The sequence below is a fragment of the Burkholderia sp. BE17 genome (assembly GCF_009362305.1).
In the GTDB taxonomy this organism is placed as follows: Bacteria; Pseudomonadota; Gammaproteobacteria; order Burkholderiales; family Burkholderiaceae; genus Burkholderia; species Burkholderia pyrrocinia_C.
On sequence record NZ_WHNU01000008.1, the window covers coordinates 31,790 to 55,575 of the forward strand.

25 protein-coding genes are annotated in these 23,786 nt (G+C 68.6%); 16 read left to right on the forward strand and 9 right to left on the reverse strand.

What is annotated here, in order from left to right:
- Nucleotides 1–326: 326 nt before the first annotated feature.
- Entirely contained in the window at nucleotides 327–1,247 is a 921-nt protein-coding gene (locus GD429_RS09150) for a LysR family transcriptional regulator (RefSeq protein ID WP_152856642.1), read from the reverse strand.
- Nucleotides 1,248–1,386: 139 nt separating this feature from the next.
- On the opposite strand from GD429_RS09150, the gene GD429_RS09155 reads away from it, so the two are divergent.
- The 3 genes from GD429_RS09155 (at nucleotide 1,387) to GD429_RS09165 (ending at nucleotide 3,622) form a co-directional block, all read left to right on the forward strand.
- Entirely contained in the window at nucleotides 1,387–2,670 is a 1,284-nt protein-coding gene (locus tag GD429_RS09155; protein ID WP_152856643.1) for an aromatic ring-hydroxylating oxygenase subunit alpha, read from the forward strand.
- Nucleotides 2,667–3,170, forward strand: coding sequence for an aromatic-ring-hydroxylating dioxygenase subunit beta (locus GD429_RS09160; protein WP_152856644.1), 504 nt, complete (start codon nucleotides 2,667–2,669; stop codon nucleotides 3,168–3,170). Before GD429_RS09155 ends, GD429_RS09160 begins: the two co-directional genes overlap by 4 nt.
- Before the next feature lie 65 nt (nucleotides 3,171–3,235).
- A complete protein-coding gene (locus GD429_RS09165; RefSeq protein WP_152856645.1) occupies nucleotides 3,236–3,622 on the forward strand; it encodes a 2-hydroxymuconate tautomerase family protein in 387 nt (128 codons plus the stop codon).
- Nucleotides 3,623–3,741: 119 nt separating this feature from the next.
- Here the strand turns inward: GD429_RS09165 and GD429_RS09170 are convergent, their stop codons facing one another.
- Nucleotides 3,742–5,295, reverse strand: coding sequence for a sensor histidine kinase (locus GD429_RS09170; RefSeq protein WP_152856646.1), 1,554 nt, complete (start codon nucleotides 5,293–5,295; stop codon nucleotides 3,742–3,744).
- Between the two features lie 173 nt (nucleotides 5,296–5,468).
- On the opposite strand from GD429_RS09170, the gene GD429_RS09175 reads away from it, so the two are divergent.
- From GD429_RS09175 to GD429_RS09195, 5 genes are all read left to right on the forward strand, one after another.
- The gene (locus GD429_RS09175; RefSeq protein ID WP_152856647.1) at nucleotides 5,469–6,662 is read left to right on the forward strand and encodes an acyl-CoA dehydrogenase family protein; all 1,194 of its coding nucleotides are present in this window, start codon (nucleotides 5,469–5,471) and stop codon (nucleotides 6,660–6,662) included.
- A 103-nt stretch (nucleotides 6,663–6,765) separates the two neighbouring features.
- Nucleotides 6,766–7,143 (forward strand): hypothetical protein, encoded by a 378-nt coding sequence (locus GD429_RS09180; RefSeq protein WP_011660268.1) that lies wholly within the window; start codon nucleotides 6,766–6,768, stop codon nucleotides 7,141–7,143.
- 8 nt (nucleotides 7,144–7,151) lie between these two features.
- Nucleotides 7,152–7,673 (forward strand): nuclear transport factor 2 family protein, encoded by a 522-nt coding sequence (locus tag GD429_RS09185; protein ID WP_152856648.1) that lies wholly within the window; start codon nucleotides 7,152–7,154, stop codon nucleotides 7,671–7,673.
- Between the two features lie 31 nt (nucleotides 7,674–7,704).
- The gene (locus tag GD429_RS09190) at nucleotides 7,705–8,829 is read left to right on the forward strand and encodes an amidase (protein ID WP_152856649.1); all 1,125 of its coding nucleotides are present in this window, start codon (nucleotides 7,705–7,707) and stop codon (nucleotides 8,827–8,829) included.
- A gap of 59 nt (nucleotides 8,830–8,888) precedes the next feature.
- Nucleotides 8,889–9,632, forward strand: coding sequence for an SDR family NAD(P)-dependent oxidoreductase (locus GD429_RS09195; protein WP_152856650.1), 744 nt, complete (start codon nucleotides 8,889–8,891; stop codon nucleotides 9,630–9,632).
- Nucleotides 9,633–9,704: 72 nt separating this feature from the next.
- Here the strand turns inward: GD429_RS09195 and GD429_RS09200 are convergent, their stop codons facing one another.
- Nucleotides 9,705–10,337 (reverse strand): response regulator transcription factor, encoded by a 633-nt coding sequence (locus GD429_RS09200; RefSeq protein WP_044845365.1) that lies wholly within the window; start codon nucleotides 10,335–10,337, stop codon nucleotides 9,705–9,707.
- A 351-nt stretch (nucleotides 10,338–10,688) separates the two neighbouring features.
- On the opposite strand from GD429_RS09200, the gene hpaC reads away from it, so the two are divergent.
- Nucleotides 10,689–11,252, forward strand: coding sequence for a 4-hydroxyphenylacetate 3-monooxygenase, reductase component (gene hpaC, locus GD429_RS09205; protein WP_152856651.1), 564 nt, complete (start codon nucleotides 10,689–10,691; stop codon nucleotides 11,250–11,252).
- A gap of 11 nt (nucleotides 11,253–11,263) precedes the next feature.
- Here hpaC and GD429_RS09210 read toward each other — a convergent pair whose 3' ends face one another.
- The gene (locus GD429_RS09210) at nucleotides 11,264–12,514 is read right to left on the reverse strand and encodes a YbfB/YjiJ family MFS transporter (protein WP_152856652.1); all 1,251 of its coding nucleotides are present in this window, start codon (nucleotides 12,512–12,514) and stop codon (nucleotides 11,264–11,266) included.
- Between the two features lie 477 nt (nucleotides 12,515–12,991).
- On the opposite strand from GD429_RS09210, the gene GD429_RS41600 reads away from it, so the two are divergent.
- Together GD429_RS41600 and GD429_RS09215 are read left to right on the forward strand one after the other, a co-directional pair.
- Nucleotides 12,992–13,114, forward strand: a complete 123-nt coding sequence (locus tag GD429_RS41600) for a hypothetical protein (RefSeq protein WP_006479692.1) — start codon at nucleotides 12,992–12,994, stop codon at nucleotides 13,112–13,114.
- A gap of 58 nt (nucleotides 13,115–13,172) precedes the next feature.
- A complete protein-coding gene (locus tag GD429_RS09215; protein ID WP_152856653.1) occupies nucleotides 13,173–14,126 on the forward strand; it encodes a leucyl aminopeptidase in 954 nt (317 codons plus the stop codon).
- A 16-nt stretch (nucleotides 14,127–14,142) separates the two neighbouring features.
- Here the strand turns inward: GD429_RS09215 and GD429_RS09220 are convergent, their stop codons facing one another.
- Nucleotides 14,143–14,652: a GNAT family N-acetyltransferase gene (locus tag GD429_RS09220; RefSeq protein ID WP_152856654.1), complete on the reverse strand. Its 510-nt coding sequence runs from the start codon at nucleotides 14,650–14,652 to the stop codon at nucleotides 14,143–14,145.
- Between the two features lie 335 nt (nucleotides 14,653–14,987).
- On the opposite strand from GD429_RS09220, the gene GD429_RS09225 reads away from it, so the two are divergent.
- The 3 genes from GD429_RS09225 to GD429_RS09235 all read left to right on the forward strand — a co-directional run bounded on the left by GD429_RS09225 (nucleotide 14,988) and on the right by GD429_RS09235 (nucleotide 16,575).
- The gene (locus GD429_RS09225) at nucleotides 14,988–15,542 is read left to right on the forward strand and encodes a protein tyrosine phosphatase (RefSeq protein ID WP_152856655.1); all 555 of its coding nucleotides are present in this window, start codon (nucleotides 14,988–14,990) and stop codon (nucleotides 15,540–15,542) included.
- 371 nt (nucleotides 15,543–15,913) lie between these two features.
- Nucleotides 15,914–16,249: a type II toxin-antitoxin system RelE/ParE family toxin gene (locus GD429_RS09230; RefSeq protein WP_152856656.1), complete on the forward strand. Its 336-nt coding sequence runs from the start codon at nucleotides 15,914–15,916 to the stop codon at nucleotides 16,247–16,249.
- Complete coding sequence (locus GD429_RS09235; RefSeq protein WP_321574489.1) at nucleotides 16,246–16,575, forward strand: addiction module antidote protein; 330 nt, start codon at nucleotides 16,246–16,248, stop codon at nucleotides 16,573–16,575. The genes GD429_RS09230 and GD429_RS09235 overlap by 4 nt, the downstream gene beginning before the upstream one ends.
- 24 nt (nucleotides 16,576–16,599) lie before the next feature.
- On the opposite strand, the gene GD429_RS09240 is transcribed toward GD429_RS09235, so the two are convergent.
- Nucleotides 16,600–18,618 (reverse strand): VTT domain-containing protein, encoded by a 2,019-nt coding sequence (locus GD429_RS09240; RefSeq protein ID WP_152856657.1) that lies wholly within the window; start codon nucleotides 18,616–18,618, stop codon nucleotides 16,600–16,602.
- A 102-nt stretch (nucleotides 18,619–18,720) separates the two neighbouring features.
- Nucleotides 18,721–19,173 carry a hypothetical protein gene (locus tag GD429_RS09245; RefSeq protein ID WP_152856658.1) on the reverse strand — a complete coding sequence of 151 codons (453 nt, stop codon included), beginning with the start codon at nucleotides 19,171–19,173 and terminating at the stop codon, nucleotides 18,721–18,723.
- A 322-nt stretch (nucleotides 19,174–19,495) separates the two neighbouring features.
- Here GD429_RS09245 and GD429_RS09255 point away from each other — a divergent pair, with 322 nt between their 5' ends.
- Entirely contained in the window at nucleotides 19,496–20,143 is a 648-nt protein-coding gene (locus GD429_RS09255; protein ID WP_152856659.1) for a response regulator transcription factor, read from the forward strand.
- Nucleotides 20,140–21,927, forward strand: a complete 1,788-nt coding sequence (locus GD429_RS09260; RefSeq protein ID WP_152856660.1) for a sensor histidine kinase — start codon at nucleotides 20,140–20,142, stop codon at nucleotides 21,925–21,927. Before GD429_RS09255 ends, GD429_RS09260 begins: the two co-directional genes overlap by 4 nt.
- Nucleotides 21,928–22,047: 120 nt before the next feature.
- Here GD429_RS09260 and GD429_RS09265 read toward each other — a convergent pair whose 3' ends face one another.
- The gene (locus GD429_RS09265; protein ID WP_152856661.1) at nucleotides 22,048–22,323 is read right to left on the reverse strand and encodes a YlcI/YnfO family protein; all 276 of its coding nucleotides are present in this window, start codon (nucleotides 22,321–22,323) and stop codon (nucleotides 22,048–22,050) included.
- 93 nt (nucleotides 22,324–22,416) lie between these two features.
- Complete coding sequence (locus GD429_RS09270) at nucleotides 22,417–23,727, reverse strand: MFS transporter (protein ID WP_321574490.1); 1,311 nt, start codon at nucleotides 23,725–23,727, stop codon at nucleotides 22,417–22,419.
- Nucleotides 23,728–23,786: the final 59 nt, after the last annotated feature.

Genomic DNA, 23,786 nt, shown 5'->3' on the forward strand with positions numbered 1-23,786 from the left:
TACCGATTGCCGTACCAGCCAGCGCCACGAACTCGCACCTGAACGGCGCGCTCGCCATGCCATTGCTGCGACGCTTGCAACTTCGCGGCGAGGCCCGGCACCCTCCACCCTTTCTCCAAGCGTTGTGCGATGAACGGATCGATCGGATGGCCTTCGGTGTAGCGCCAAATTGCGCCGACAGGCAGGCCGACTAGAGTACCGCCTCAGCAAGGCCGAACGCGCGAGCAACACGGTGATCTGCTGCTGCGTGTCGCGCGCGCGCTCGGCGGTGCTTGTGCTCGATCTCTGACGCGCTCACGCGAAAGCCGCCGCGCACACCCCGGCCGTCACGCGTCGTCGAAACGCTCGACGATCTCGGCCAGCAGCGCGCGCATCCACGCGTTGCCCTCGTCCTCATGGAAGTGCTCGTGCCAGTGCATCGTCACCGGCGCGGGCGGCAGCGTCACGGGCAGTTCATAAAGCCGGAACGCGTTGTCGCGGTTCAGGATCTGCGCGAGCCGCTTCGGCAGCGTCGCGTAAAGATCCGTGACCGACAGCACGCTCGGCAGCGCGACGAAGTGCGGCACTTCGAGCGCGATGTTGCGGCCCACGCCCTGCGCGCGCAATGCGTCGTCAAGCGCATGGTGGCTGTGCTCGACCGATTTCACGTTGACGTGCGCGGCACTCACGAACTGTTCCAGACTCAGCGCCGCGCCGGCCGGCAACCTGCGCCGGCGGCCCGTCATGCACACGTAGGTTTCCTCGAACAGCACCTGGTGGCGCGTGCGCGGCATCAGTTCCGGCAGGTTGCCGATCGCGAAATCCAGCCGGCTCGCACGCAGCGCTTCCTCGATCTCCTCCACCGGCATCGGCTGCACGCTCAGCGTCGCGCGCGGCGCGCGCTCGCGCAGCGCCTGGCAGATCGCCGGCAGGTACGCCATCTCGCCCGCGTCCGACAGCGACAGCCGGAACGTCCGCGTGCTGCTGGCCGGATCGAAGCGCTCCGCGTAGCGCAGCGCCACGCGCACCATGTCGAGCGCCTTGCCGACGATGGCCGCGAGTTCGAGCGCGACCGGCGTCGGCTGCATGCCCGAACGCGTGCGCACGAACAGCGGATCGTCGAACAGCGTGCGCAGCCGGCCCAGCGAATAGCTGACGGCCGGCTGCGACAGCGCGAGCCGCTCGCCGGCCTTCGTCAGGCTGCGTTCCTCGACGATCGCCTGGAACACGCGCAACAGGTTCAGATCGAGATGATCGACCGACGTCATCGTAGCCTCCATCATTTGCCGTATTTATTGACTCTCCAATTTTAGATCAATTTGACGGATATATAGCGGAAGACGAGACTGATCTCTCGATACCGCGCCCCGCGCGGCCCGATTTCGCGACTCTTTCCCCACGACGACGATGAGCGACCTTCCCTACCAGACGATCGACACCCGCGCGTTGCACGGCCTCGCGCAGCCCGACCGCATCGCGCCCGCGATGTATCACGATCCGGCGCTGTTCGAAGCCGAGTTCGACCGCATCTTCTACCGCACCTGGATCTGGGTCGCGCACGAGAGCGAACTGCCGCAGCCCGGAGACTTCATCACGACGACGATCGGCCGCCAGCCGGTGATCGTGGTGCGCGACAAGACCGGCGAGATCAACGTGCTGCAGAACCGCTGCCGCCATCGCGGCGCGACCGTGTGCGAAGCGCACAAGGGCAACGCGAAGGGCTTCACGTGCCCGTATCACAGCTGGTCGTATGCGCTCGACGGCACGCTGCGCGCGCTGCCGTACGGCGACGGCTACGAAGGCGTGTGCGAGAAAGGCGACCTGCCGCTCGTGAAGCTGCGCGTCGGCGTGTACCAGGGGCTGATCTTCGCGAGCTTCAACGACGACATCGAACCGCTCGAGGATTTCCTCGGCGGCGCGAAGCCGTGGATCGACCTGTTCATGAAGCAGGGCGCCGGCTACCCGATCAAGGCGAACGGCGAGCACAAGTTCAAGTTCAAGGGCAACTGGAAGATCCAGCTCGAGAACACGACGGACCTCTATCACTTCCCGGTCGTGCACAAGTCGTGGATGAAATCGATCGACGACGAGACGGCCGCCGCGATCACGAGCTTCATGACGAGCGAGGACGCGTTCTGCCGCGGGCTCGGCAACGGCCACAGCCTCGCGGTGCTGATGCCGGAGCTGATCGATCTCGACGAAGACGACGGCGCGCCGCTGCCCGAGCGCTTCGCGCCGCTCGCCGCGAAGCTCGCCGAGCGCCACGCGCCGGACGAAGTACGCCGCATCGTGCGCTCGCTGATGGGTGTCGGCTTCAACCTGAACCTGTTTCCTAACCTCGCGCTGTCGATGGCGTTCTTCCGCGTGCTGCGGCCGATCTCCGCGAACGAAACCGAGATCCGCCACGTCGCGCTCGCGATGGACGGCGGCCCCGACGAAGCGAACCGCGAGCGGCTGCGCATCCACGAGCACTTCCAGGGCCCGTTCGGCTTCGGCAGCCCCGACGACGCGGAAGCGTGGGAGCGCGTGCAGCGCGGCGCGCATGCCGGCCCCGACGTGCCGATCCTCGTGAACCGCGGGCTGAACCGCGAGACGACCGCCGCGAACGGCGAAAAGACCGCGCATGCGACCGACGAGACCGGTATGCGTGAGGCCTACCAGCAATGGCGCAAGATGATGGAGCAACAATGATGGACGACCGCAACGCCCTTTTCTCGCAGCAGACCTTCGCCCGCGCGGTCGAATTCGTGTGGCGCGAAGCCGAGATGCTCGATCGCCGCGACTATCGAGCGTGGCTCGACCTGTGGGATCCGGCCGGCCACTACGTGGTGCCGATCGATCCCGACGCGACCGACTTCGCGGCCACGCTGAACTACGTGTTCGACGATCAGGACATGCGTGAGAAACGCGTGCAGCGGATGGTGTCCGGTTACTCGGCGTCGGCGACCGATGCCGCGCGCACGGTGCGCACCGTGTCGCGCTTCACGCTGGAGAGCGGCGGCGCCGACACCGTCGAGCTGAAATCCGCGCAGGTCGTCGTCGCGTACAAGCGCGGCGTCGCGACGCTGTTCGCGGCCGATGTCACGCACAAGCTGCACGTCGATGCCGAAGGCGAAATGCGGATCGCCGAGAAGGTCGTGCGCCTGATCGACTCGACCGAAGCGCTCAGCGCGATCGGCTTCCTGCTGTAAGCCATGGCCGGTTCGCCGCGGCAAGTGCAACGGTGAACCGGCAACCTTCACCTTTCCGGACGACCATGCCCACACTCGAGGTTTTCCTGCCGGCCGGCCATGACGACGCACGCAAGGCCGAACTGATCGCGCGGCTGACCGGCGCGACCGTCGACGCGATCGGCGCGCCGATCGAATCCGTGCGCGTGCTGCTCACCGAATTGCCCGCGACGCACAGCGGCCTCGGCGGCCGCAGCGCCGCGGACGGCGCACCGCCGTCGCTGCCCGTGATCGTCGCGATCCTGATCGCCGGGCGCACCGATGAACAAAAACGCGCGCTGATCGCCGCGTTGTCCGATGCCGGCGCGAATGTGCTCGACGCGCCGCTGCAGGCGACGCGCGTGATCATCAAGGACATTCCGAACACCGACTTCGGCATCGGCGGGCAGACCGCGCGGGCGCTGGCGCGCTGACGATGGGTCGGGCGTCGCTACGTCGGGCGTCACTACGTCGGGTGTCGCTACGTCGGGTGTCAATACGCCGGGCCTCGCCACGCCGCGCGTCGCCGCCCTGCCGTAACGCGTCGCAGCCGCTACGCGTGCTCACCGGCGAGCGGCAGCGTCACGCGGCAGTCGAGCCCGCCGCCGTCGGCCGGGCTCGCGCCGATCCTGCCGCCGTGGCGCGTGACGATGCTCTTGCACAGCGACAGCCCGATCCCGTTGCCGCCGGCCTTCGACGACGAGAAACCGTCAAACAGCCGGTCGTGCGCGCCTTCCGCGATGCCCGGACCGTTGTCGATCGCGCGCAGCTCGGCGTACCCGTCCACGTTCGCGGTACCGAGCATCAGCGTGCGCGGCACGCGCTCGCAGCCGGCGAACGCTTCGATCGCGTTGAACGCGAGGTTCAGGATTACCTGCCCGATCAGCACGCGCTCACAACGGATCGGCAGCGGCGCGTCGGCCTGCACGATCGCGACCGTCACGCCGGCCTCCTTCGCACGCAGCTCGATGAAATACGCGACGTCCGCAAGGATGTCGCGCAGGTCGGCGACCGCGACGACCGTCTCGCGCTTCACGATGAACTCGCGCACGCTCTTGATGATCAGCGCCGCGTGTTCGGCCTGCCGATCCGCGCTGCGCAGCCCCCAGATCGCGTCGTCGACGGCACCGCCGCCGTTCAGCCGCCGCACCGCGCCCTCGATGAAGTTGCGCACGGCCGCGAGCGGCTGGCTCAGTTCGTGCGCGATCACCGTCGCCATCTCGCCCATCGCGTTGTAGCGGCCCGCGTATTCGAGCATCCGCGCCTCGGCGCGACGCGCATCCTCGATCGCAACTTCATCGCTGACGTCGCGGAAATGCACGAGCAGCCCGTCGAGGTCGCCTTCGATCTCGACCTGCCGGCACGTGATGCGCAGCCAGCACGTCGAGCCGTCGCGCCGCACGATCCGGTAGCGCTGCGGCTCCGACGGACACGTCGACGGCGCATCGCGCAACTGCGCGACGAGCCGGTCGCGATCGGCCTCGGTGCAATAGTCGAGCACCTCGCCGAGCGCTTCGTCGGGTGCGAGCCCGAGCACGCGGCGCCCCGATTCGCTGATGAACTGCGCGCCGCCGTGCGGCGACACGACCGCGACGCCTTCGTCGAGATCCTGCATGAACTCGCGCAGCCGCGCCTCGTAGCGGCGCAGTTGCTGGCGGATCGCTTCTTCCGCGCTGATGTCGCGGAACTGCACCATCACGACATCGTGCCCGCGCAGCGGCACGTAGGTGGCGATCGCCTCCGACAGCATGTCGACGCCCGTCCGCGACCGGTAGCACCACTCGTACACCTGCGGCCCGTCGACGATCGCGCGGTCCATCGCGCTCACGCCGATCTCGCGCCGGTACTTCGGTCCGGGGCGCGTCATGTCCGGCGCCTTCAGCGGCAGCAGTTCCTCGACGGAAAAGCCGAGCGCGATGCACGCGGCGCGATTCGCCCACACGATCGCCTTCGTCTGCGCGTCGTGCAGCAGCACGCAGGTCGTCAGCGCGTCGAGCAGCCGGTGGAAATCGTCTTCGTCGGGAAAACTCATGATCGGATTCGGAAGAAGGCGCGCGGCATCGCGCGGCCGGAAACCCAACATAGCACCGGCGCGCGCCGATCGCATCTGAAGATTTCTTTAGTCCGGCACGGAGCGTCACCAGTCGCACGGCTCAACGCACCAATTGCTGCGTGTTTTCGGTGTTTCTAGACTGGCTGCATCGTCGTGCTGCGCGTTGAAATGCCGCGCAACACGCATGCCGCCCCGCATTCGAACCCGTATCCGCCCAGGAGACAGCCATGCCCCAAGCCGCCCTCGCCATCGAACCCGCGCCGACCTCGCCGCTCGTGGCGGGCAACCTCGCCGGGCAGCTGTCGCCGCTCGACGCCGTGATCGAGACCGTCGCCGCACGACGCGAAGAATTCGACCGCCTGTCGCACGTGCCGCGCGACGTGATCGCGCTGTTCAAGCAGGCCGGCATCTATCGCGCGGGCACGCCGCGCCGCTTCGGCGGCGATGCGCTCGCGCCGACCGCGTTCCTCGACATGATCGAACGGATCGCGACCGCCGACGGTTCGGCCGCGTGGGTCGCGAGCTTCGGCTCCGCGAACGTCTATCTCGCCGCGCTGCCGCTCGACACCCAGACCGAGTTGTACGCGAGCGGCCCCGACCAGGTGTTCGCGGGCGGCCTGTTCCCGGTGCAGCCGGCGCAGCCCGCGCCCGGCGGCTGGCGCGTGAACGGCACGTGGAAATTCGCGAGCGGCTGCAAGGGCGCCGACTGGCTCGGCGTCGGCATCGCCGTGCCGGGCGCGCAGGACGCCGCGCCGAACAAGCCGCGCACGGCCGTGTTCCGCGCCGCCGACGTCGAGATCGTCGAGAACTGGAGCGTGGTCGGCATGCAGGGCACCGGCAGCCACGACCTGCGCGTCGACGACCGCTTCGTGCCCGAAGCATGGACCTTCGTGCGCGGCGGCGAACCGACCGTCGACGAGCCGCTGTACCGCTATCCGACCGTCGCGTATGCGGCGCAGGTGCTGGCCGTCGTCAACCTCGGCCTCGCGCGCGCGGCGCTCGACGTCGCGAACCGGATGTCGGGCGGACGCCAGACGACGACCGGCGCACCGCGCCTCGCCGATCGCGCGTATTTCCGCATCGAGCTCGCGAAAGCAGAGGCGCAGCTGCGCTCGACGCGCGCGTTCTTCTACGACGCGACCGACACGGTCTGGCAATCGATTCTCGCGGGCAACCCGGTGACGCCCGACCAGGTCAGCCTGCTGCGGCTCGCGGCCACGCAGATCGCGCGCGAAGGCGCAAGCGTCGTCGAACGCGCATACCGGCTCGGCGGCACGGCCGCGATCTACCGTTCGCATCCGTTGCAGCGGCTGCTGCGCGACGCGATGGTCGTCACGCAGCACGCGTTTCTCGCGGAAGGCAACTTCGACGGCGCCGGCGCGGTGTTTACCGGTGTCACGCCGTTTCCCGGCTATCTGTAACCCGCATCGACCGAAGCATTTTTTTGAACGTGCATGAAGCCCATGCCGAAGCGCCGCCGCCGGCTAACTCATGCACTCGACCGATTCCTCTGGAGAACCTGACATGTCCGATTCGAATCCGCTGCCGCTGCGCGTCCTGTTCTGCTGCGGCGTGTCGCAAAACTTCTTCGATCTGCCGCGCGAGAAGATCGGCGAAGTGTGGCAGGCGTACGGCGCGATGCTCGCGGCCGTCGAAGCGATGCCCGGCGTGCGCGTGCTCGGCGTGATGGACGACGATCGCCTCGTGGTCGGCCAGGCCGACGGCGCGCCGTGGACGTTCTACATCATGGCCGACGTCGCCGATTTCGACACGACGGTTGCCGTGTGCAACCTGTATCGCACGACGCCCGTCGGCGAATACAACCTGTGGCGCTACGGCAAGATCGAGGCACGGGTCGGCCGCGCACTGACCGTGCCGCCGGCCGCGCGACCCGCGTCGTGAGGCAAGCGATGACCGACCTGTCACCCGGCCTGATCGATGCGCTCGCGCAGCGTATCGCGGCGCTCGACGCCGAGCGCGCGGTGCGCGCGGCGATCACGCGCTACATGGCGCTGTGCGACGTGCCCGAGGATGCCGGCGACGGCCTGCCGCTCGCCGGCCTGTTCACGGCCGATGCCGTGTGGGAAGGCATCGGCGCGCAGTATGCGCGCAAGTTCGGCCGCCTCGAAGGCACGGCCGCGATCGTCGCGATGCTGCGTCGCTATCTGCCGCCCGATCCGCACTTCGCGGCGAACCTGCATTTCCTGACGTCGGAATCGATCGAGATCCGCGCCGGCAACGCGAGCGCGCGCGGCCGCTGGATCATGCTGCAGGCGTCGCGCTACGCGGACGGCACGGCCGAGCTGATCGCCGCGCGGCTGACCGTCGATTTCGCGCCGGCCGCCGACGGTTCCGCCTGGCTGATCCGCCATTTCCGCACCGAGCGCGTGCTCGACGGCCCGTGGCCGCTCGCCGTCGCGCCACGGGCCTGATGCCTTCTACAGCCTCTTCACGACACCGACCATGACAGGATTCATCGACACCTTCACGCTCGGCGGCCCGGGCCCGACGATCGCGATCAAGGACACGATCGACATCGCCGGCCATCCGACCCGCGCGGCAAGCCGTGCGCTCGCCGATGCGCCGCCGGCAGCACAGCATGCGGACGTGGTCCGCCTGCTGCTCGACGCGGGCTGGCAGATCGCCGGCAAGGCGAACATGCACGAACTCGCGTTCGGCATGACCGGCATCAACGACTACACGGGCACGCCCGTCAATCCGCAGGACGCATCGCGCATTCCCGGCGGCTCGTCGAGCGGCTCCGCATCGCTGGTCGGGCTCGGCGCAGTCGATGCGGCGCTCGGCACCGACACGGGCGGCTCGATTCGTGGGCCGGCCGCGTGCTGCGGCGTATTCGGGCTGAAGCCGACGTTCGGTCGCGTGTCGCGGCGCGGCGTGGCGCCCGTCGACACCACGCTCGATTGCGTCGGGCCGTTCGCACGCGACGTCCGCACGCTGGCCGCGGTGATGGCCGCAATCGCGCCGGGTTTCGATCGTGCGCGTGCGGTGGCATCGTCGGCGAACTGCACGATCGCGCAAATCACCGTCGACGCCGATCCGGCGATCGCGGCCGCGCTCGATGCGGCGCTACGCGCATCGGGCCTGCGCTCGCATCCCATCGTGCTCGACGAGATGCCGGCCGCGTTCGCCGCGGGGCTCGCCGTGATCAACGCGGAAACGTCGCGCGCGTTCGGCCATCTGGTCGCGACGGCCAAGCTCGGCGCCGATCTCGATGCTCGGCTGCGCGCGGCCGCGACGACGACACCGGCCGCACTCGCCGAGGCCGAAGCCATCCGCGCGCGTTTCACTGCGCAGGTCGATGCCGCGCTCGAACGCGCCGACGTGCTGGTCCTGCCGACGCTGCCCGCGCTGCCGATCACGCTGCAGCAGGCGCGCGACGGCGTATCGGTCATCGCAATGTCGTCGCTGATCCGGCCGTTCAACCTGAGCGGCCATCCGGCGCTGAGCATGCCGCTGCCGCTGGCCGGTTCGCCGCTGAAGGCCGGCTTGCAGATCGTCGGGCGCAAGGGCGCGGACGAACAGGTATGCGCGATCGCGGCACACTTCGAAGCGGCACTCGCCGCATGAACCACGATGCGATCGCCGCTTCGATAAGCGCGCGCCCGCAAACCAGGGAATCACGCACCATGTCAGAGCGAATCGTCCTCGTCACCGGCGCCGCGCGCGGGCTCGGCGCCGTCATCGCCGAACGCTTTCATGCGGCCGGCTACCGCGTCGCGCTGGCCGATATTGCCGCCGACGCGATTCATGCGCACGCGCGCGCGCTCGACCAGAGCGGCGAACGCGCGATCGCGCTGCCGCTCGACGTCACGTCGAAGCGCGATTTCGAAGCCGCGCGCGATGCGCTCGTCGCACGCTGGGGCACGATCGACGTGCTCGTCAACAACGCGGGCGCATCGAAGGTCGTGCCCGCGATGGAGATCACGGCCGAGCAGTTCGACCAGGTGATCGACGTGAACCTGCGCAGCGTGCTGTTCGGCTGCCAGGTGTTCGGCCGGTACTTCGCGACGCGCGGCGCGGGCCGCATCGTCAACATCGCGTCGCTCGCCGGGCAGAACGGCGGCTCCGCGACGGGCGCGCACTACGCGGCTGCGAAAGGCGGCACGCTGACGCTGACCAAGGTGTTCGCGCGCGACCTCGCTTCGCAGGGCGTGACCGTCAACGCGATCTCGCCGGGCCCGCTCGATCTGCCGATCGTGTATGAAAGCGTCGCGCCGGAAAAGCTTCGTCAGGTGCTCGCGAGCCTGCCGGGCGGCAAGCTCGGATCGGCCGGCTTCGTTGCGGACGCAACCGTGCTGCTCGCGTCGGGCGACGCGCATTTCGCGAACGGTGCGTGCTGGGATATCAACGGCGGGTTGTACATGCGCTGAGCGGCGGTGCGCATCGATCGCGCGGTGCCGACCGGTGCCGTACGCAGGGCACGTGCGCTTGCAAGCGAACCGCTAGCGCGACGACTCCCCGTCGTCGCCCCACACGACCATCACGTCGCGCACGAGCGCGGCGATCGATGTCGCGCCGAGCTTCTCCTTGATGCTCGCGCGATGCACGTCGACGGTCTTCACGCTGATCGACAGGTCCGACGCGATCTGCTTGCTGCCCTTGCCGTCGACCACGCCGCGCAATACTTCCTTCTCGCGCGCGGTCAGCGCATCGAGCCGCTGGCGCAGCTCGCGGTGGCGCTGGCCGACCGCATGCCGCTGCTGCGCGAGCCGCAGCGCGCGCTGCACGCGCTCGAGCATCTGCTGCGAGTTATACGGCTTCTCGACGAAATCGATCGCGCCGTTCTGCAGCGCACGCACGGACATCGGGATATCGCCGTGCCCGCTGACGAAGATCACCGGCAGCGTCGCGCCGCGCGCATTCAGTTCCGCCTGCACGTCGAAGCCGCTTTTCTCCGGCATCCGCACGTCGAGTACCAGGCACGCGGGCAGGTTCACGTCGAAGCGCGCGAGAAAGTCGGCGGCGTTCGCGAACCCTTCGGACGCGATGCCGACCGATTCGAGCAACCACGCGAGCGACGTGCGCATGCCGCTGTCGTCGTCGACGATGTATACGATCGGTGCGGGTGACGTCATCGCGGGTGTCTCGCAAAATATAGGTATGGGTATCGCACGCACCGCGCATGGGGCCGGTTGCCGGCTCGTCGCGAGCGTCGTTCGCTGGGGGTGTGCGATACATCATAACGAGCCGAAAACCCGCTGAACACCCTTTTACGTGCCGCACGAACGCACAATCGCGCTTTTTTCGCGCAGCGCGCCGCGCATCTAGGTAGAACCTTTAGACACGTTGGCGAGAACGCCATCTTCATCGTCAATCGTGCGAATGGTCGTCCGCATTTTCGCGACGTACGCTTGGGTCATCGTCGACGATCGAACGCCGCACCGGCAGCGCGCACGATCGCCGCCTTCGTCCTCCCGGGAGCGCCCATGTCCGTCACATCCTCCACGATCTCCACGCCCGCTGGCGCGCGACCTGCACGCGTCGAACCGACCGACGCGCAGAAAGCGTTCCGGCAAGCGATGGCCCACCTCGGCGCGGCCGTCAACGTGATCACCACCGCCGGGCCGCACGGCCGCTGCGGGATCACCGCGAGCGCCGTATGCTCCGTCACCGACGCGCCGCCGACCCTGCTCGTGTGCCTGAACCGGTCGAGCGCGATGCACGCGACCTTCGAGCGCAACCGCCATGTCTGCATCAACGTGCTGCCAGCCGAGCACGAACTGCTCGCGCGGCATTTCGCGGGGCTCACCGACCTGCCGATGGAGCGGCGCTTCGAGCTGCCCGTGTGGGATCGCGGCGAGCAGGACGTGCCCGTGCTGCGCGACGCGCTCGCGAGCCTGCAGGGCACGATCGCCGAGATGAAGGAAGTCGGCTCGCATTCGGTGATGTTCATCGAGGCGACGTCGATCCGCGTGCGCGACGACGGCGACAGCCTCATCTACTTCAGCCGCGCGTTCCACCGCGTGTCGCGCACGGCGTGCGCGCGTTGACCTTTGCGTGACTACGCGGCAGGCCGCAACGCACGCTGCCCGGCCGCGAGCGCGGCGCCCGCGAACAACGTCAGCGCCGAATACACGAGCCCGCGCGCGAGCCCCGCGCTGTCCGACACCCAGCCGATCGCGACAGGCCCGGCAATCTGACCGAACGCGAAGACGGTCGTGAACGCGCTGATCCCTTTCGCCCAGCCATCGGGCGGCAGGTTGTGCCGCACGAACGCGGTGGTCGATGCAACAGCCGACAGGAACGTCGCGCCGAACAGTACGCCCGACGCGAACGCGGCGGCCGGATGCACGAACATCGCGGGCATCAGCGTCGCGATGCCGAGCAGCGCGTTGAGCACGGCCAGCGCCTGGCCGCCGCGCATCCGGTCGAGCAGGCGCGACCACAGCCGCGCCGAGACGACGGTCGCGACGCCGAGCATCACGTAGAACGCGGATACCACCGTGCCGCTCATCCCCGCGCCGCGCAGCAGCGCCACGATGAACGTCATGTAGCCTATATAACCGACGCCGAACAGGCCGTAACCGGCCAGCGCGAGCGCGAAGCGGGCCGGGCTCGCGGTGACGGCCGATGCTGTTCCGTCGCGCGGCGTGGCTGGTGCCGCATGCGCGTGCTCGATGCGACGCGCGGCCGACACGGCCACCGCCGAGAACAGCACGCACGCGAACGCGAGCGCAAACCATGCGGGCTGCCAGCCGTGCACGCCATGCGTGAGCGTGGCTGGCACGAGCAGCGACGACGCGACGATGCCCCATCCCGTGCCGCCGTAATAGAGACCGAGCAGCAGCCCCGCATCGCGCGGCGATGCCGATGCGAGCCGTGCGGCCAGCACGCCGCCGCTGATGAAGATCAGCGCGCTGCCGACGCCGGTCGCGAGCCGCTGCACGAGCAGCACGTGCATGTCCGACGTGAATCCGCACGCGGCCATCAGCAACGCGGTCAGCGCGCAGCCGGCCGTGAGCAGCGTGCCCGCATGCCAGCGCCGCGACAGCAACGGAAACGCGAGTGCGCCGATCAGGTAGCCCGCGGCGTTCGCCGTGTTCAGCGCGCCGGCCTGCGCGAACGTCCAGCCGAGATCCGCCTTCATCGGCGGCAACAGCAGCGCATACGAAAAGCGTGCAAGGCCGAGCGCGATCGCACTGCCGAGCGACAGGCAGATCGCGAGCCGCCACGCGGCCATGCGGTCGGGGTCGGTTGCGTCGGCGTCCGGCCGCGACGGGCCGGCACGCTCCGGTTGCAGCGCCGTGGGCATCGGTTGTCTCCATCGTTGTTCGGGTCGTGCCGCCGGGACGGCGGCGCGCGCGGCCGCGGCCGTCGCGCAAGATCGTCCGATGGTGCCAGAAAACCGGGGGCGCCGCCGTGCCCGGCCACGCGCGCGGTTGCCGCGTGCGATCGTCTTTCATGAATGACGCGATTCGAAATGATCGGCGCCATTGCATTTCCGATTTAAAAGAATCGCCGGAATCATTTAACCGGCCGCGGTCCCGATATTTGGAAAATAAGCTCGGTCCCGTTATTCGATTTATCTGCCTTTTTCCGCATCTTCTGCCGAAATTTCCCGTGTTTAGCAGCCTTTGGCTAAAAACCTTGCAACGCATTGCATTCGCAAATTCGTCAGACTATTATCGACGCCACTCGCCCGGCATTCACGAAATTCCGGATGAGGAGCGGCGATCTTTTAGCCACGCTTTCATGTTGAATCACTCATGTTCACCACAGGAGAATTGACATGCAGGAAACCCAGCAGATCGAATTGCTTGACTGGATGCAGGAAGACACGCACCCCGAGGCCGTCGACATGATGGTCGAGGACGCCGTGGTGCCGTTCGGCACCGCGCTCTGGCCGGTCTGAGCGGGCCACCCGTTCTCGCGGAAGGGCCACGGCCCTTCCGCCGCTTCCGGAGACACGCATGCTGAACCTGCACCGCGCGCTCGGCTTTCACCCCGCGCTGCGCGACAAGCTCGCGCGCGGCGAGTCGGGAAAACTGCTGGTCGGTTATGACACCCGCAACCGCGACATCGCGTTGCGCGCGTTTGCCGCCCTGCCCGATTCGCTCGACGCGACCACCCTCTGCCTCGAAACCACCCCGCCCGCCGACATCGCCGCCGCGCTAGATCGCGCCGATCTGTTCGTGCTGCTGTACGACTCGTCGTGCCTGCCGACGCCGTCGCCGAGCGGGCCGCCGTTCCTTGCCGCGATCCGCCCCGCGATCGTCGAGCATTGGGGCAAGTCGGTTTTATTCAAGGATTACGGCCCGCATCTCGACGAGGCATTCGCCGAATCGCTCGACGACATCGCGGCACGCAACGGCCGGCTGATCGACGCGGCCGCGCGCGCATCGCAGATCCGCTTCATCGACGAAGCCGGCAACACGCTGACGGGCTCGCTCGCGCCGGACCAGAAATGGACGAGCGTGGACGGGATGGGCAATCTCGACGTCGTGCCCGGCGAGATCGCGACGCACGTCACCGACCTGAGCGGCTCGGTCGTGTTCAGCGGCACGTTTCTCGGCACCGTGCCGTTCGCGATCAAGTACAAGGTGACCGAGCGGCTCGCGACGCTGCACGTCGAGAACAGCACGATCGTCGATTTCGACAGCGACGACGCGGGCTTCCGGCGCGACTTCTCGACCTATCTCGACCGGCACGCGAATCACCGGCGGATCGAGGAATTCGGCATCGGCACGAACCTCGGGATCCGCGGGCTGTACGGCCGCAATGCAGGATTCGAGGAACGCCATCCGGGCCTGCATCTCGGGCTCGGCGGCGGCGAAAACGGCAGCCACCATCTCGACCTGATCTTCGCGCGCGGCACGCTCGCGCTCGACGAGCGGATCGTGTTCGACGGCGCGTTCGCCGTCTGACGAAGCGGCTGCGTGCTCAGGCTTCGGCGGCCGCCGCGTCGCCGAGCCACTTGAACATCACGAAGCAATCGACGAATCCGAGCCGCGCGTGACGGTACGCGCGCGGCAGGCGGCCGACGATCTCGAATCCCAGCTTCTGCCACAGCGCGACCGCGACCTCGTTCGTCGCGACCACCGAGTTGAACTGCATCGCGAGGAAACCGCGCTCGCGCGCGACCTGCTGCGAGTGCTCGCACATCAGGCGCGCGACGCCGCGGCCGCGCGCGGCTTCGCTCACCATGTAGCCGCAGTTGCATACGTGATTGCCGGGCCCGGCCGCGTTCGCCTTCAGGTAGTACGAACCGAGCACCACGCCGTCCTCTTCGGCGATCCACGTGCAGAGCGGCGCGTCGAGCCATAGTGCGCGCGCGGCTTCGGGCGTCGGCGCGGGATCGAATGCATAGGTTTCCTGAGCGGCGACGATGGCGCGGTAGGTCGGCCAGAAACGCGGAAAATCGTCCTCGGTCATCGGGCGAAGCGTGATCATGCGGGTTCTCTCGTGAAGGGGATGTCGGCGGGAAGGCAATCGATCGTACCGCGATTCATCGATGGCCGCCGTCCCGCGGCACGCCGCTGCGATACGCGGCCGTCGACAGGCTGTACCGGCGCTTGAATGCCTGCGAGAAACCCGACAGGCGCTCGCCGTTGCGCCGGCGCAAGGCGCACGGCGCATGCGCCGCCACCGTGTCCGCTTGCAACGAAGCGACACCGTCTTGCGAAAACCGGTCGTTTATTTTTTTTCGCCGCACACGGCCGTCATGATCTCCCGCAAGCCTCGGCGCCATGCCGGGGCGACATCACCCCACCATGGCGGAGACATCAATGAAAAGAAGCCACACCCTCAACACGCTTGCGCTGCTCTGCTGCGCCGGCATCCAGTGCGCGACGTCGGCGTTCGCCGACGAACCGAAGAAGGTCGCGTTCGTCGACACCGGCAACACCGGGCGCAGCGTGATGGCCGAAGCGATCGCGGGCCAGTTGATCGCGCAGCGCCACGCGCATGTCGCGGTGATCTCGCGCGCGGTCGACGAGGATCCGTACGACGAAAAGCCCGAGGAAAACGGCGTGATCCTGATGAAGCGGCGCGGCCTCGACACGTCCGCGCACCGCTCGGTGCAACTGAACGCGAACGACGTCAAGCATTCCGACGTGATCCTGACGATGACCGACAAGCACAAGGAGAAGGTGCTCGCGCTCTATCCGTCGGCGGCCGGCAAGGTGTTCACGCTCGCCGAATATGCGTCCGGCAAGCACGTCGACGTGCCCGACGCCTGGGGCAAGCCGATCGACTTCTACGAATCGGTGACCGCGCAGCTCGACACGTACATCCCGGCCGCGCTCGACAAGGTCGCAACGGCCGCGCCGGCGAAGCAGTAAGGCGGGAAGACCTGTCGGCATGACAGGCGCGCGACGCGCCGACGCCGGCAGGTTTGCCGTTCACATCACTCCCTCCCGACACCCCGCCCACGGCGCGTGCCTCGTCATCGCGCCATCGACACCGGCCATTCGGCCGAATCGCCGCCATACGCACCGGATGAAAGAATGATCGTCGTCCGGGAAGCCGGCTTCGCTGCCTGAAACCCCGAACCATGAAGGCGTCGCATGCGCGCCGGCCGCGGCGCCGTTACGTTGCACGCCGCCTCGATCCGACGACCGGCGCCACGTGCATTGCACCCCGCTCACACCGCCTGTGGCAGGCCGCATGGCCGCCTCGTTTCCCTCACCGCTTCTGTAGCTTATAAGTTACAATGCTATCCAAGTTCGAACTGCTTCGCTATCAGCGCGACGACGGTCGCGAGCCTTTCACCGAATGGCTGAACGCCGTGCGCGACAAGCCCGCTCAGGCACGGATTCGCGAACGCCTGCGCCGAGTGCAGTCGGGCAACTTCGGCGATTGCGTGCCTGTCGGCGAAGGCGTGATCGAACTGCGCATCCATGTCGGCGCCGGCTATCGCGTGTACTTCGGCCGGCGCGGCGGGGCACTGGTGCTGCTGCTGCTGTCCGGCGGCGACAAGGGCAGTCAACCCGACGACATCGGGCGCGCAAAGGAACACTGGTTGAACTGGAAACGGAGGCAAATGTGACCACACTCAAAGGCGCGGTATCGCACCACGACGCGGAAGTCGCCGAACTCGGCGCCGATCGTGAACTCGCGGCGGCCTATCTGCGCGTCGCCATGGAATCGCTCGACGATCCCGACAACCGCGCGGCCGCCCTGCTCGCGCTGCGCACGGTCGCGGAAGCGTACGGCGGGCTCGGCGCCGTCGCGGCCGAAGCCGGCATCAGCCGCGAATCGCTGTATCGCACGCTGTCCCCCAACGGCAACCCGACGCTGAAAACCCTGCTCGCGGTGCTCAAGACGGTCGGCCTGCGCCTGTCCGTCGTCCCCGCGCAGCCGGCGCGCGCGTAAGCGGCGCGCGGCCCGCCTGCCCGCTCACGGCCTGGTCATCCACACCAGCAGAATTCCGGCCGGCGCGGCATTCATTCCCGCCGACGGATGCTCGATCGTCGGCTCGACCGCCAGCGCCTGCGCAATCGCCGCCGCATCGTCGATCGGCGTCGTCCGCACGATCGTCATCAGCCGCGCCGGCCGGTGCAGCGTCTCGCGATACAGTGCGCCGTACCACAGCGGCCGCGTGCCGAGCGCATCCTGCAGCACGTACGGATAACGCCACAGCCGCAGCACGACACGGCTTTCCGGGTGGTCCGGATCGACGCGGACGAACACGCGGCGCGTGCTCTCGCCATGCGTGTAGCGCGGCAGCACCGGCAGCGTGTCGGCCGGCGCCTGCGGCAACAGCCAGCGCAGCGCGGTGGCCGGCGACCACGGCGTCGCGCGCTGCCAGCCGGCCTGCGCGAGATGGCGATCGAGCGTGTCCGACGTCGCGCTCCATTGCAGCGGCAGATATTCCTCGCGGTCGCCGCCGATCTCGGTGCGCCGCGTCGGCACGCGCTGCCACCCGCCGCGCATCCACTGGTCGACGGTCATCGCGACCACGTCGCCGACATGCGGGCGCGCCGCGCGGTCGAGCTGCCATTGCGCGGGAACCGTCCATACGCCGGTCGTCGCGAGCACCACGACCACCGCGACGACTGCGCCCCTCGGCTGCACATGCTCGCGCACGCGCCAGTACGCATAAGCGCCGGCGAGCGCCGCGAACCAGGCAAGCCCGAGGCTCCAGCCGCCGAGCAAACCCGACAACCACGTGTCGCCGACGTACAGCCGCGCGAAGCCGCCGAGCACGACCCACAGCCCGACGGCCGTCACGACCGGGATGCGCCACCGCGCGGGCCCGTCGTGCGCCAGCACCCAGCCGAGGCCGCTGCTCGCGAGAATCGCGAACGCCGCATCGGCATCGGGCAGCGGCACGTGCAGCGCGCCGGGCGGCAGGCTCGCGGGCGTCGCACCGGGCACGCCCGCGCCGAACGCCGGCACGAGCACGACGGCGATGCCGATCGTCGCGAGCCACCACGCGGACGTCAGCCAGCAGCGATGAATCATCAGCCAGACGAGAAACGCGGCCGCGACGATCAGCCCCGTATCGTGCCCGTGCAGCACCGCGAGCGCGCGCATCGCGGCATCGACGGGCGGCGTGCGCAGGTTCTGCAGGAACGCGTACAGCGCGATGTCCGCCTGCATCAGCGGATCGTTCGAGACGACATCCTGCACGAGCCCCGCGAACAGCCACACGCAGCCGACGAACAGCAGCGCGAGCACGGGCACCGCGCCCGGCAGGCGGCGCCCGCGCGCGATCGTGTCGTGCAGCCGCGCGCCGATGCGCGGCCAGCGGCGCGCGCACGCGTGCACGACTTCGACGAGTGCGCGACGCAGCAGCGGCCAGCCGCGCCGCAGCGCGACGCGCACGCCGATCCACACCAGCGCGACCAGCGCGGCGACGACCGCCAGGATCGCGGCGACCCGCACGCTGATCGCCGCGGCCAGGACGGCCGATGCGCCGAACAGGATGCCCGGCGCCACATGCACGGGCGCCCACACGAGTGCCGATATCACGTTGACCGGATAAAACGACCGGCGCGGCAGCATCGCGCAGCCGACGACGACCGGCACGACCGCGCGCACCGGCGCGAGGAAGCGCGCGAGCACGATGCTCTTCATGCCGTGACGCAGCACGAACTCCTCGCCGCGCGAGTAAGCGGCCGCGTAGCCGAAGCGCGCCCACGCGTTGCGGATCACCCCGCCATAGTGCCGCCCGAGCTCGTAGCTGATTCCGTCGCCGACCACGGCGCCGACGGCCGCGACGCCGATCGTCGTCCACCCGTCGAGCGCGCCCGCGCCGATCAGCGCGCCGGCCGCGAACATCACGGCACCGGCCGGCACGACCGTGCCGACCAGCGCGATCGCCTCGGCGCACGCGGTCACGAACACGATCGCCAGCACGAGCAGCGGATGCGCGCCGATCGCGCCGATCCATGCGTGGATCGTGTCGCTCATCGCGCGCTCCAAAGCGGCGCGGCCCGGTGTGCGAACACCGGGCCGGCAGTGGCGTGGGAAACGTTCATCGCGAGGTGCGCGCGGTCGTGCCGGCGTCGGAGGTCAATCGAACTCGTGCTGCCGCGCATCCGCCTCGAGCGGCGCGTCGTGGTACCCGACCGTCGCGATCTCGTACAGATAGCGCGCGAGAAACGCACCGATCGACCCGGCGGCCTCGTATTGATGCACGTGACGGAATTCGTGGGTCAGCAGGCGGCGCGTGTCCTGCCCGCGCAGCACGTACACCGCATGGCCGAGCGTGAGCCCGATCGTCCCCGGTGACAGCAGCCCCGTGTCGCGTGCGATCGCGGCCAGCGAAGGCGTTTCGGGGAACGGCATGCGCTCGACGGTCACGACGCGGACCCGCTGCGGCTGCGCGACGCCCACCTTGCGCGCGTCGTCGGCCTGCGCCGGCGTCAGCGGCACGCCCCGCGCGATCCCGCGCGCCGCCTCCGCTTCGGCCCAGGCGACGGCGGCAGGCAGTGCGGACGGCAGGATATCGGCAAGGTCGATCATCGCGGGGCTCCTCGGTTGGCGCGGTGGCATCGGGCACCAGTTTAGCCCCGAATCGGGGCCGCTCGCGGGGCGCTTCGCGTGACGCCGCGCCGGTCCGCCCCGGGTGCATCGGCCACCAGGGAATACCCTATGCACAAGCGGTCCACGCTGCGCCTTTTCTCATCGATTACTTCGGTTCAGTACACATTCCGGGGTCGGATATCTCGAAAATTTCCCGGATGTGTACCGTTTTGGGATTGGGCGGAATATATTGATCGGAAGAACAGTCGCGGCGGCAACCGGACGGCAGGGCCCGCGGCGTCATCCCGAAGAGGGTCGCTCGATGATCAGGGTAATTCTGGCTGACGATCACGCAGTCATGCGGGACGGACTGCGTCACATCCTGGAGATGGCCGGCGGTTTCGAAATCGTCGGCGAGGCGAGCGACGGCTCGGCCACGCTCGCGCTGGCCGAGCGCGGCGCCGCCGACGTGCTGCTGCTCGACCTGTCGATGCCCGCACCGACCGGCATCGAGCTGATCCGGATGATCAAGAGCCACGCGCCGTCGCTGCGCACGCTCGTGCTGACGATGCACGCGGAGGCGCAGTACGCGGCGCGCGCGTTCAAGGCCGGCGCAACCGGCTACCTGACGAAGGACAGCGCGACCGCCGAGCTCGTCGACGCCGTCGGCAAGGTCGCGGCGGGCGGCGTCTACGTGAGCCCGTCGGCGGCCGAAAGCCTCACGCGCACGCTGCGCACGCGGGCTCAGATGCTGCCGCACGAACGGCTGTCCGCGCGCGAGCTCGACGTGATGCACCGCATCGTCGCGGGCCAGACCGTCACGCAGATCGCGTCCGAACTCGCGCTGAGCGCGAAGACGGTCAGCACGTACAAGACGCGGATCCTCGAGAAGATGGAACTGCCGCACGAAGCCGCGCTGGTCCGCTACGCGATGCGCCACGATCTCGACCCCGGCTTCGACGACGCATGACGACCGCCCTCCACTTACCGCCCGCCCCCGCGGACGACGACGATCCGGACACGTCGCGCCTGTTCATGTCGTCGCTGCCGCCGGGCCGGCCCGAACGGCGGCTCGCGATCGCGACCGTGCTCGTGTCGGCCGCGATCTTCGCCGCGCTCGCGCCGTTCGCGGGCATGCCGCTCGCGCAGGGCTGGGCGTTCATCCCCGTGTACCAGTCGGCGATCGTCGTCAACGACATGGTGACGGCCGGCCTCCTGCTCGGCCAGTACGCGATCCTGCGCGAGAAATCGCTGCTCGCGCTCGCGGGCGGCTACCTGTTCACGGCCTTCATGGCCGGCACGCACATGCTGACCTTCCCGGGGCTGTTCACGCCGACGGGCCTGCTCGGCGCCGGCGACCAGACCACGGCCTGGCTGTACCTGTTCTGGCACGGCGGCTTTCCGCTCGCGGTCGCCGCGTACGCGCTGCTGCGCGCGGCGTCGCGCGCGCGCCCGATCCCGGCCCCGCAGCGCCGCGCGGCGATTCCGGTGGTGCTCTGCATCGCCGCGGCGGTCGGCGCGACGGCCGCGCTCGCGGTGCTCGCGACCGCCGGCCACGACCTGCTGCCGCGCATCATGCACGGCAACCGGATGGCCGCGAACATGAAGAACGCGATCACGGTCGTCTGGGGGCTGAACCTGGTTGCGCTGATGCTGATGTGGCGGCAGCGGCGCCGCCATTCCGTGCTCGACCTGTGGGTGATGACCGTGCTCGTCGCGTGGCTGTTCGACATCGCGCTGTCGTCGATGCTCAATCACGGGCGCTACGATCTCGGCTTCTACGCGGGCCGCGCGTACGGCCTCGTCGCGTCCGGCGTCGTGCTGTTCGCGATGCTGTTCGAGAACGGCCGGCTGCATGCGCAGACGGTGCGCGCGCTGGCCGGCGAGCGCCACCAGCATCTGCTCATCGTGCAGAAGAGCGCGCAGTTGAACGAGGCGAACGAACGGCTCGAACAGCGCGTCGCCGCGCGCACCGAGCAACTGAGCGCATCGAACCGCGACTTGCGGCGCGAAGTCGAGGAGCGCGTGCGTGCGGAGCGTGCGCTGCAGGCGTCACGCGAGGATCTGCGCGAGATCGCCGCGATCAGCGCGACCGCGCGCGAGGCCGAGCAGCGTCGCATCGCGCGCGAGTTGCACGACGAACTCGCGCAGCTGCTCGCAACGCTGACGAACGATCTCGAATGGCTGATCGACCACGTGCCGCAGGACGACGCGCTGCTTGCGCGCAAGATTGCGGCGATGCACACGATGGCGCGCGGCGCGGTCGCCGCAACGCGGCGCATCGCGTCGGACCTGCGACCGCTGATGCTCGACGATCTCGGCTTCGCCGCGGCGATGCAATGGCTCGTGGAGGATTTCCGGCACCGTCACGGGATCGCGTGCACGCTGCACGTCGACCCGCCCGAACTGCAGCTCGACGAACCGTACGCGACGGCCGTGTTCCGCATCGCTCAGGAAGCGCTCGCGAACGTCGCGCGGCACGCGGCCGCGTCGCATGCGGACGTGGACCTCGTGCACCGGGACGAGACGATCGCGCTGACGATTTGCGACGACGGCACGGGATTCGATCCCGGTGCACCGCGCAAGTCGAGCTCGTTCGGGCTGGTCGGCTTGCGCGAGCGTGCGTATCTGGTCGGCGGCACGCTGCGGATCGCGACAAGGCTCGGCGAAGGTACGACGGTCGAGGTGGAGATTCCGCTGTCGCATGAGCCGGTGGCGGTTGCGCATGGCGGAGATGAGGCTTCGCACGGGTAGGCGGCGGAATGCGGTTGCGCCGCGTCGCCTACGCGGTCAGCGGTAGTCGTCTTCTCGTTGATGCCGGACGGCGAGGATCGTGACTTGCGTCCGCGATGCACGGATCGCCGTCCGGATGGCTTACTCGGCCGCTTTTGTCGCCCGTGCCGCTTTCAGCATGCGCGCGAGTTCAGCCTGGACGTCCGCAGCAGCGACGTTGTCGTCGGTACGCCGCGCCTCGTCGCGTGATGCGAGACCGCGCGCGACACACTCGCGCTGCAGGCGTCGCCGCGCGATACGAGCGCGCAATGCCGATTCGATGAACGCAGAGAGCGTCTCGTTTTTCGCCAGAACGGATTCAGCGGCTTCAAGCAATTGCGGATCGATCCGAAACGCGAACTTCGTCGCGGAATTCATTGCATTCCCCACGTGTGCCAATGGACCGCACGGTAGCACACCGGCACGCTCCAGGAGCGTGAACCGGTTGGAGCAGCCGCGAATCCATGAGCATCACACCCGCGCCGCCACCATCCCCCGCTCCGACCGCGTCCACGCGACCAGCGCGCCGATCCCGAGCAGCGCGAGGCACACGATCGGCACGATCATCGGCCCGAACGCGGTGCCCGTCACCTTGCCCGCGAACGGCATCAGGTTCTGGCTGAAGAAGCCGCCGAGGTTGCCGATCGAGTTGATCGCCGCGACGCTCGCCGCCGCCCGCGCGCCGGTGAAATAACGCGGCGGCATCGACCAGAAGCACGGATACAGCAGCGGGATGCATGCGCCGCCGAGCACGAGCGCGATGAAGCGCAACGGCGTCGACGGCAGCACGAGGCTCAGCAGGAAGCCGAGTGCGCCGAGCGCCGCGACGATCGCGATCGTGCGCAGGATGCTCTTCGCGCGGCGCAGCTTCGCCGGCAGCCACACCAGCAGCACCACCGCGAGCGCCCACGGCAGCATGCTCAGGAAACCGTTCGTAGTGCTCGACACGCCGAACGATTTCACGAGCGTCGGCAGCCAGTACGTGACGCCGTACAGCGACGTCGACATCAGCATGTAGGTCGCCGCGAACAGCATCACGCGCGGATCGAGCAGCGCCTTCCACGGCTGGCCGTGCTCGGCCTGCGCGGGTTTCTCGCGCTCCAGCGCGGCCGCGACGATCTGCTTCTCGCGCTCGTCGAGGAACGGCGCCTCGCGGAACGACGCGGGCAGCACGCGGAACACGACGATCGCGACGATCACGGCCGGAATGCCGGTTGCAACGAACACCCACTGCCAGCCCGCCAGCCCCCACACGCCGTTCAGGCTCAGCAGCACGCCGCCGACCAGCGAGCCGAGCATGTTCGCGAGCGCGCTGCCGAGCGTGAAGATGCCGAGCACCTTCGCGCGGTAGCTCTGCGGAAACCACAGCGTCAGGTAGTAGATCACGCCCGGATAGAAACCGGCCTCGGCGATGCCGAGCAGGAAGCGCAGCGAGCAGAATGCGGGCATCGACGTCGTGAAGCCCATCAGCACGGTGATGAGGCCCCACGTCAGCATGATCCGCGCGAGCCATACGCGTGCGCCGTAGCGATGCAGCGCGAGCGTGCTCGGCACCTCGAACAGCAGGTAGCCGATGAAGAACAGCGACGACGCGAGCCCGAACGCGGCCTCCGTCATCCCGAGGCTGTGCACCATCTGCAGTTTCGCGAAGCCGACGTTCTGCCGGTCGATGAACGCGATCAGGAACATCACGACGAGGATGGGCAGCAGGCGCCGCGCCACCTTCGACATGATGCGCTGTTCTTCGGCGGACGCGGGGTCCAGGGTTTCGGTAGCGTTCACTACGGGCTCCTTGCGTGAATCGGTTGCGTGTCGGTTGAATCGGCGCCGCGCGCAACGAC

Coding starts and splice junctions, on each gene's coding strand:
- GD429_RS09255 (WP_152856659.1), top strand. CDS start 19,496: ATGATCAGGGTAATTCTGGCTGACGATCACGCAGTCATGCGGGACGGA.
- GD429_RS09170 (WP_152856646.1), bottom strand. CDS start 5,295: ATGCGATCGGCGCGCGCCGGTGCTATGTTGGGTTTCCGGCCGCGCGAT.
- GD429_RS09260 (WP_152856660.1), top strand. CDS start 20,140: ATGACGACCGCCCTCCACTTACCGCCCGCCCCCGCGGACGACGACGAT.
- GD429_RS09240 (WP_152856657.1), bottom strand. CDS start 18,618: ATGAGCGACACGATCCACGCATGGATCGGCGCGATCGGCGCGCATCCG.
- GD429_RS09160 (WP_152856644.1), top strand. CDS start 2,667: ATGATGGACGACCGCAACGCCCTTTTCTCGCAGCAGACCTTCGCCCGC.
- GD429_RS09245 (WP_152856658.1), bottom strand. CDS start 19,173: ATGATCGACCTTGCCGATATCCTGCCGTCCGCACTGCCTGCCGCCGTC.
- hpaC (WP_152856651.1), top strand. CDS start 10,689: ATGTCCGTCACATCCTCCACGATCTCCACGCCCGCTGGCGCGCGACCT.
- GD429_RS09155 (WP_152856643.1), top strand. CDS start 1,387: ATGAGCGACCTTCCCTACCAGACGATCGACACCCGCGCGTTGCACGGC.
- GD429_RS09165 (WP_152856645.1), top strand. CDS start 3,236: ATGCCCACACTCGAGGTTTTCCTGCCGGCCGGCCATGACGACGCACGC.
- GD429_RS09220 (WP_152856654.1), bottom strand. CDS start 14,652: ATGATCACGCTTCGCCCGATGACCGAGGACGATTTTCCGCGTTTCTGG.
- GD429_RS09200 (WP_044845365.1), bottom strand. CDS start 10,337: ATGACGTCACCCGCACCGATCGTATACATCGTCGACGACGACAGCGGC.
- GD429_RS09150 (WP_152856642.1), bottom strand. CDS start 1,247: ATGACGTCGGTCGATCATCTCGATCTGAACCTGTTGCGCGTGTTCCAG.
- GD429_RS09265 (WP_152856661.1), bottom strand. CDS start 22,323: ATGAATTCCGCGACGAAGTTCGCGTTTCGGATCGATCCGCAATTGCTT.
- GD429_RS09195 (WP_152856650.1), top strand. CDS start 8,889: ATGTCAGAGCGAATCGTCCTCGTCACCGGCGCCGCGCGCGGGCTCGGC.
- GD429_RS41600 (WP_006479692.1), top strand. CDS start 12,992: ATGCAGGAAACCCAGCAGATCGAATTGCTTGACTGGATGCAGGAAGAC.
- GD429_RS09185 (WP_152856648.1), top strand. CDS start 7,152: ATGACCGACCTGTCACCCGGCCTGATCGATGCGCTCGCGCAGCGTATC.
- GD429_RS09215 (WP_152856653.1), top strand. CDS start 13,173: ATGCTGAACCTGCACCGCGCGCTCGGCTTTCACCCCGCGCTGCGCGAC.
- GD429_RS09210 (WP_152856652.1), bottom strand. CDS start 12,514: ATGCCCACGGCGCTGCAACCGGAGCGTGCCGGCCCGTCGCGGCCGGAC.
- GD429_RS09230 (WP_152856656.1), top strand. CDS start 15,914: ATGCTATCCAAGTTCGAACTGCTTCGCTATCAGCGCGACGACGGTCGC.
- GD429_RS09225 (WP_152856655.1), top strand. CDS start 14,988: ATGAAAAGAAGCCACACCCTCAACACGCTTGCGCTGCTCTGCTGCGCC.
- GD429_RS09175 (WP_152856647.1), top strand. CDS start 5,469: ATGCCCCAAGCCGCCCTCGCCATCGAACCCGCGCCGACCTCGCCGCTC.
- GD429_RS09180 (WP_011660268.1), top strand. CDS start 6,766: ATGTCCGATTCGAATCCGCTGCCGCTGCGCGTCCTGTTCTGCTGCGGC.
- GD429_RS09190 (WP_152856649.1), top strand. CDS start 7,705: ATGACAGGATTCATCGACACCTTCACGCTCGGCGGCCCGGGCCCGACG.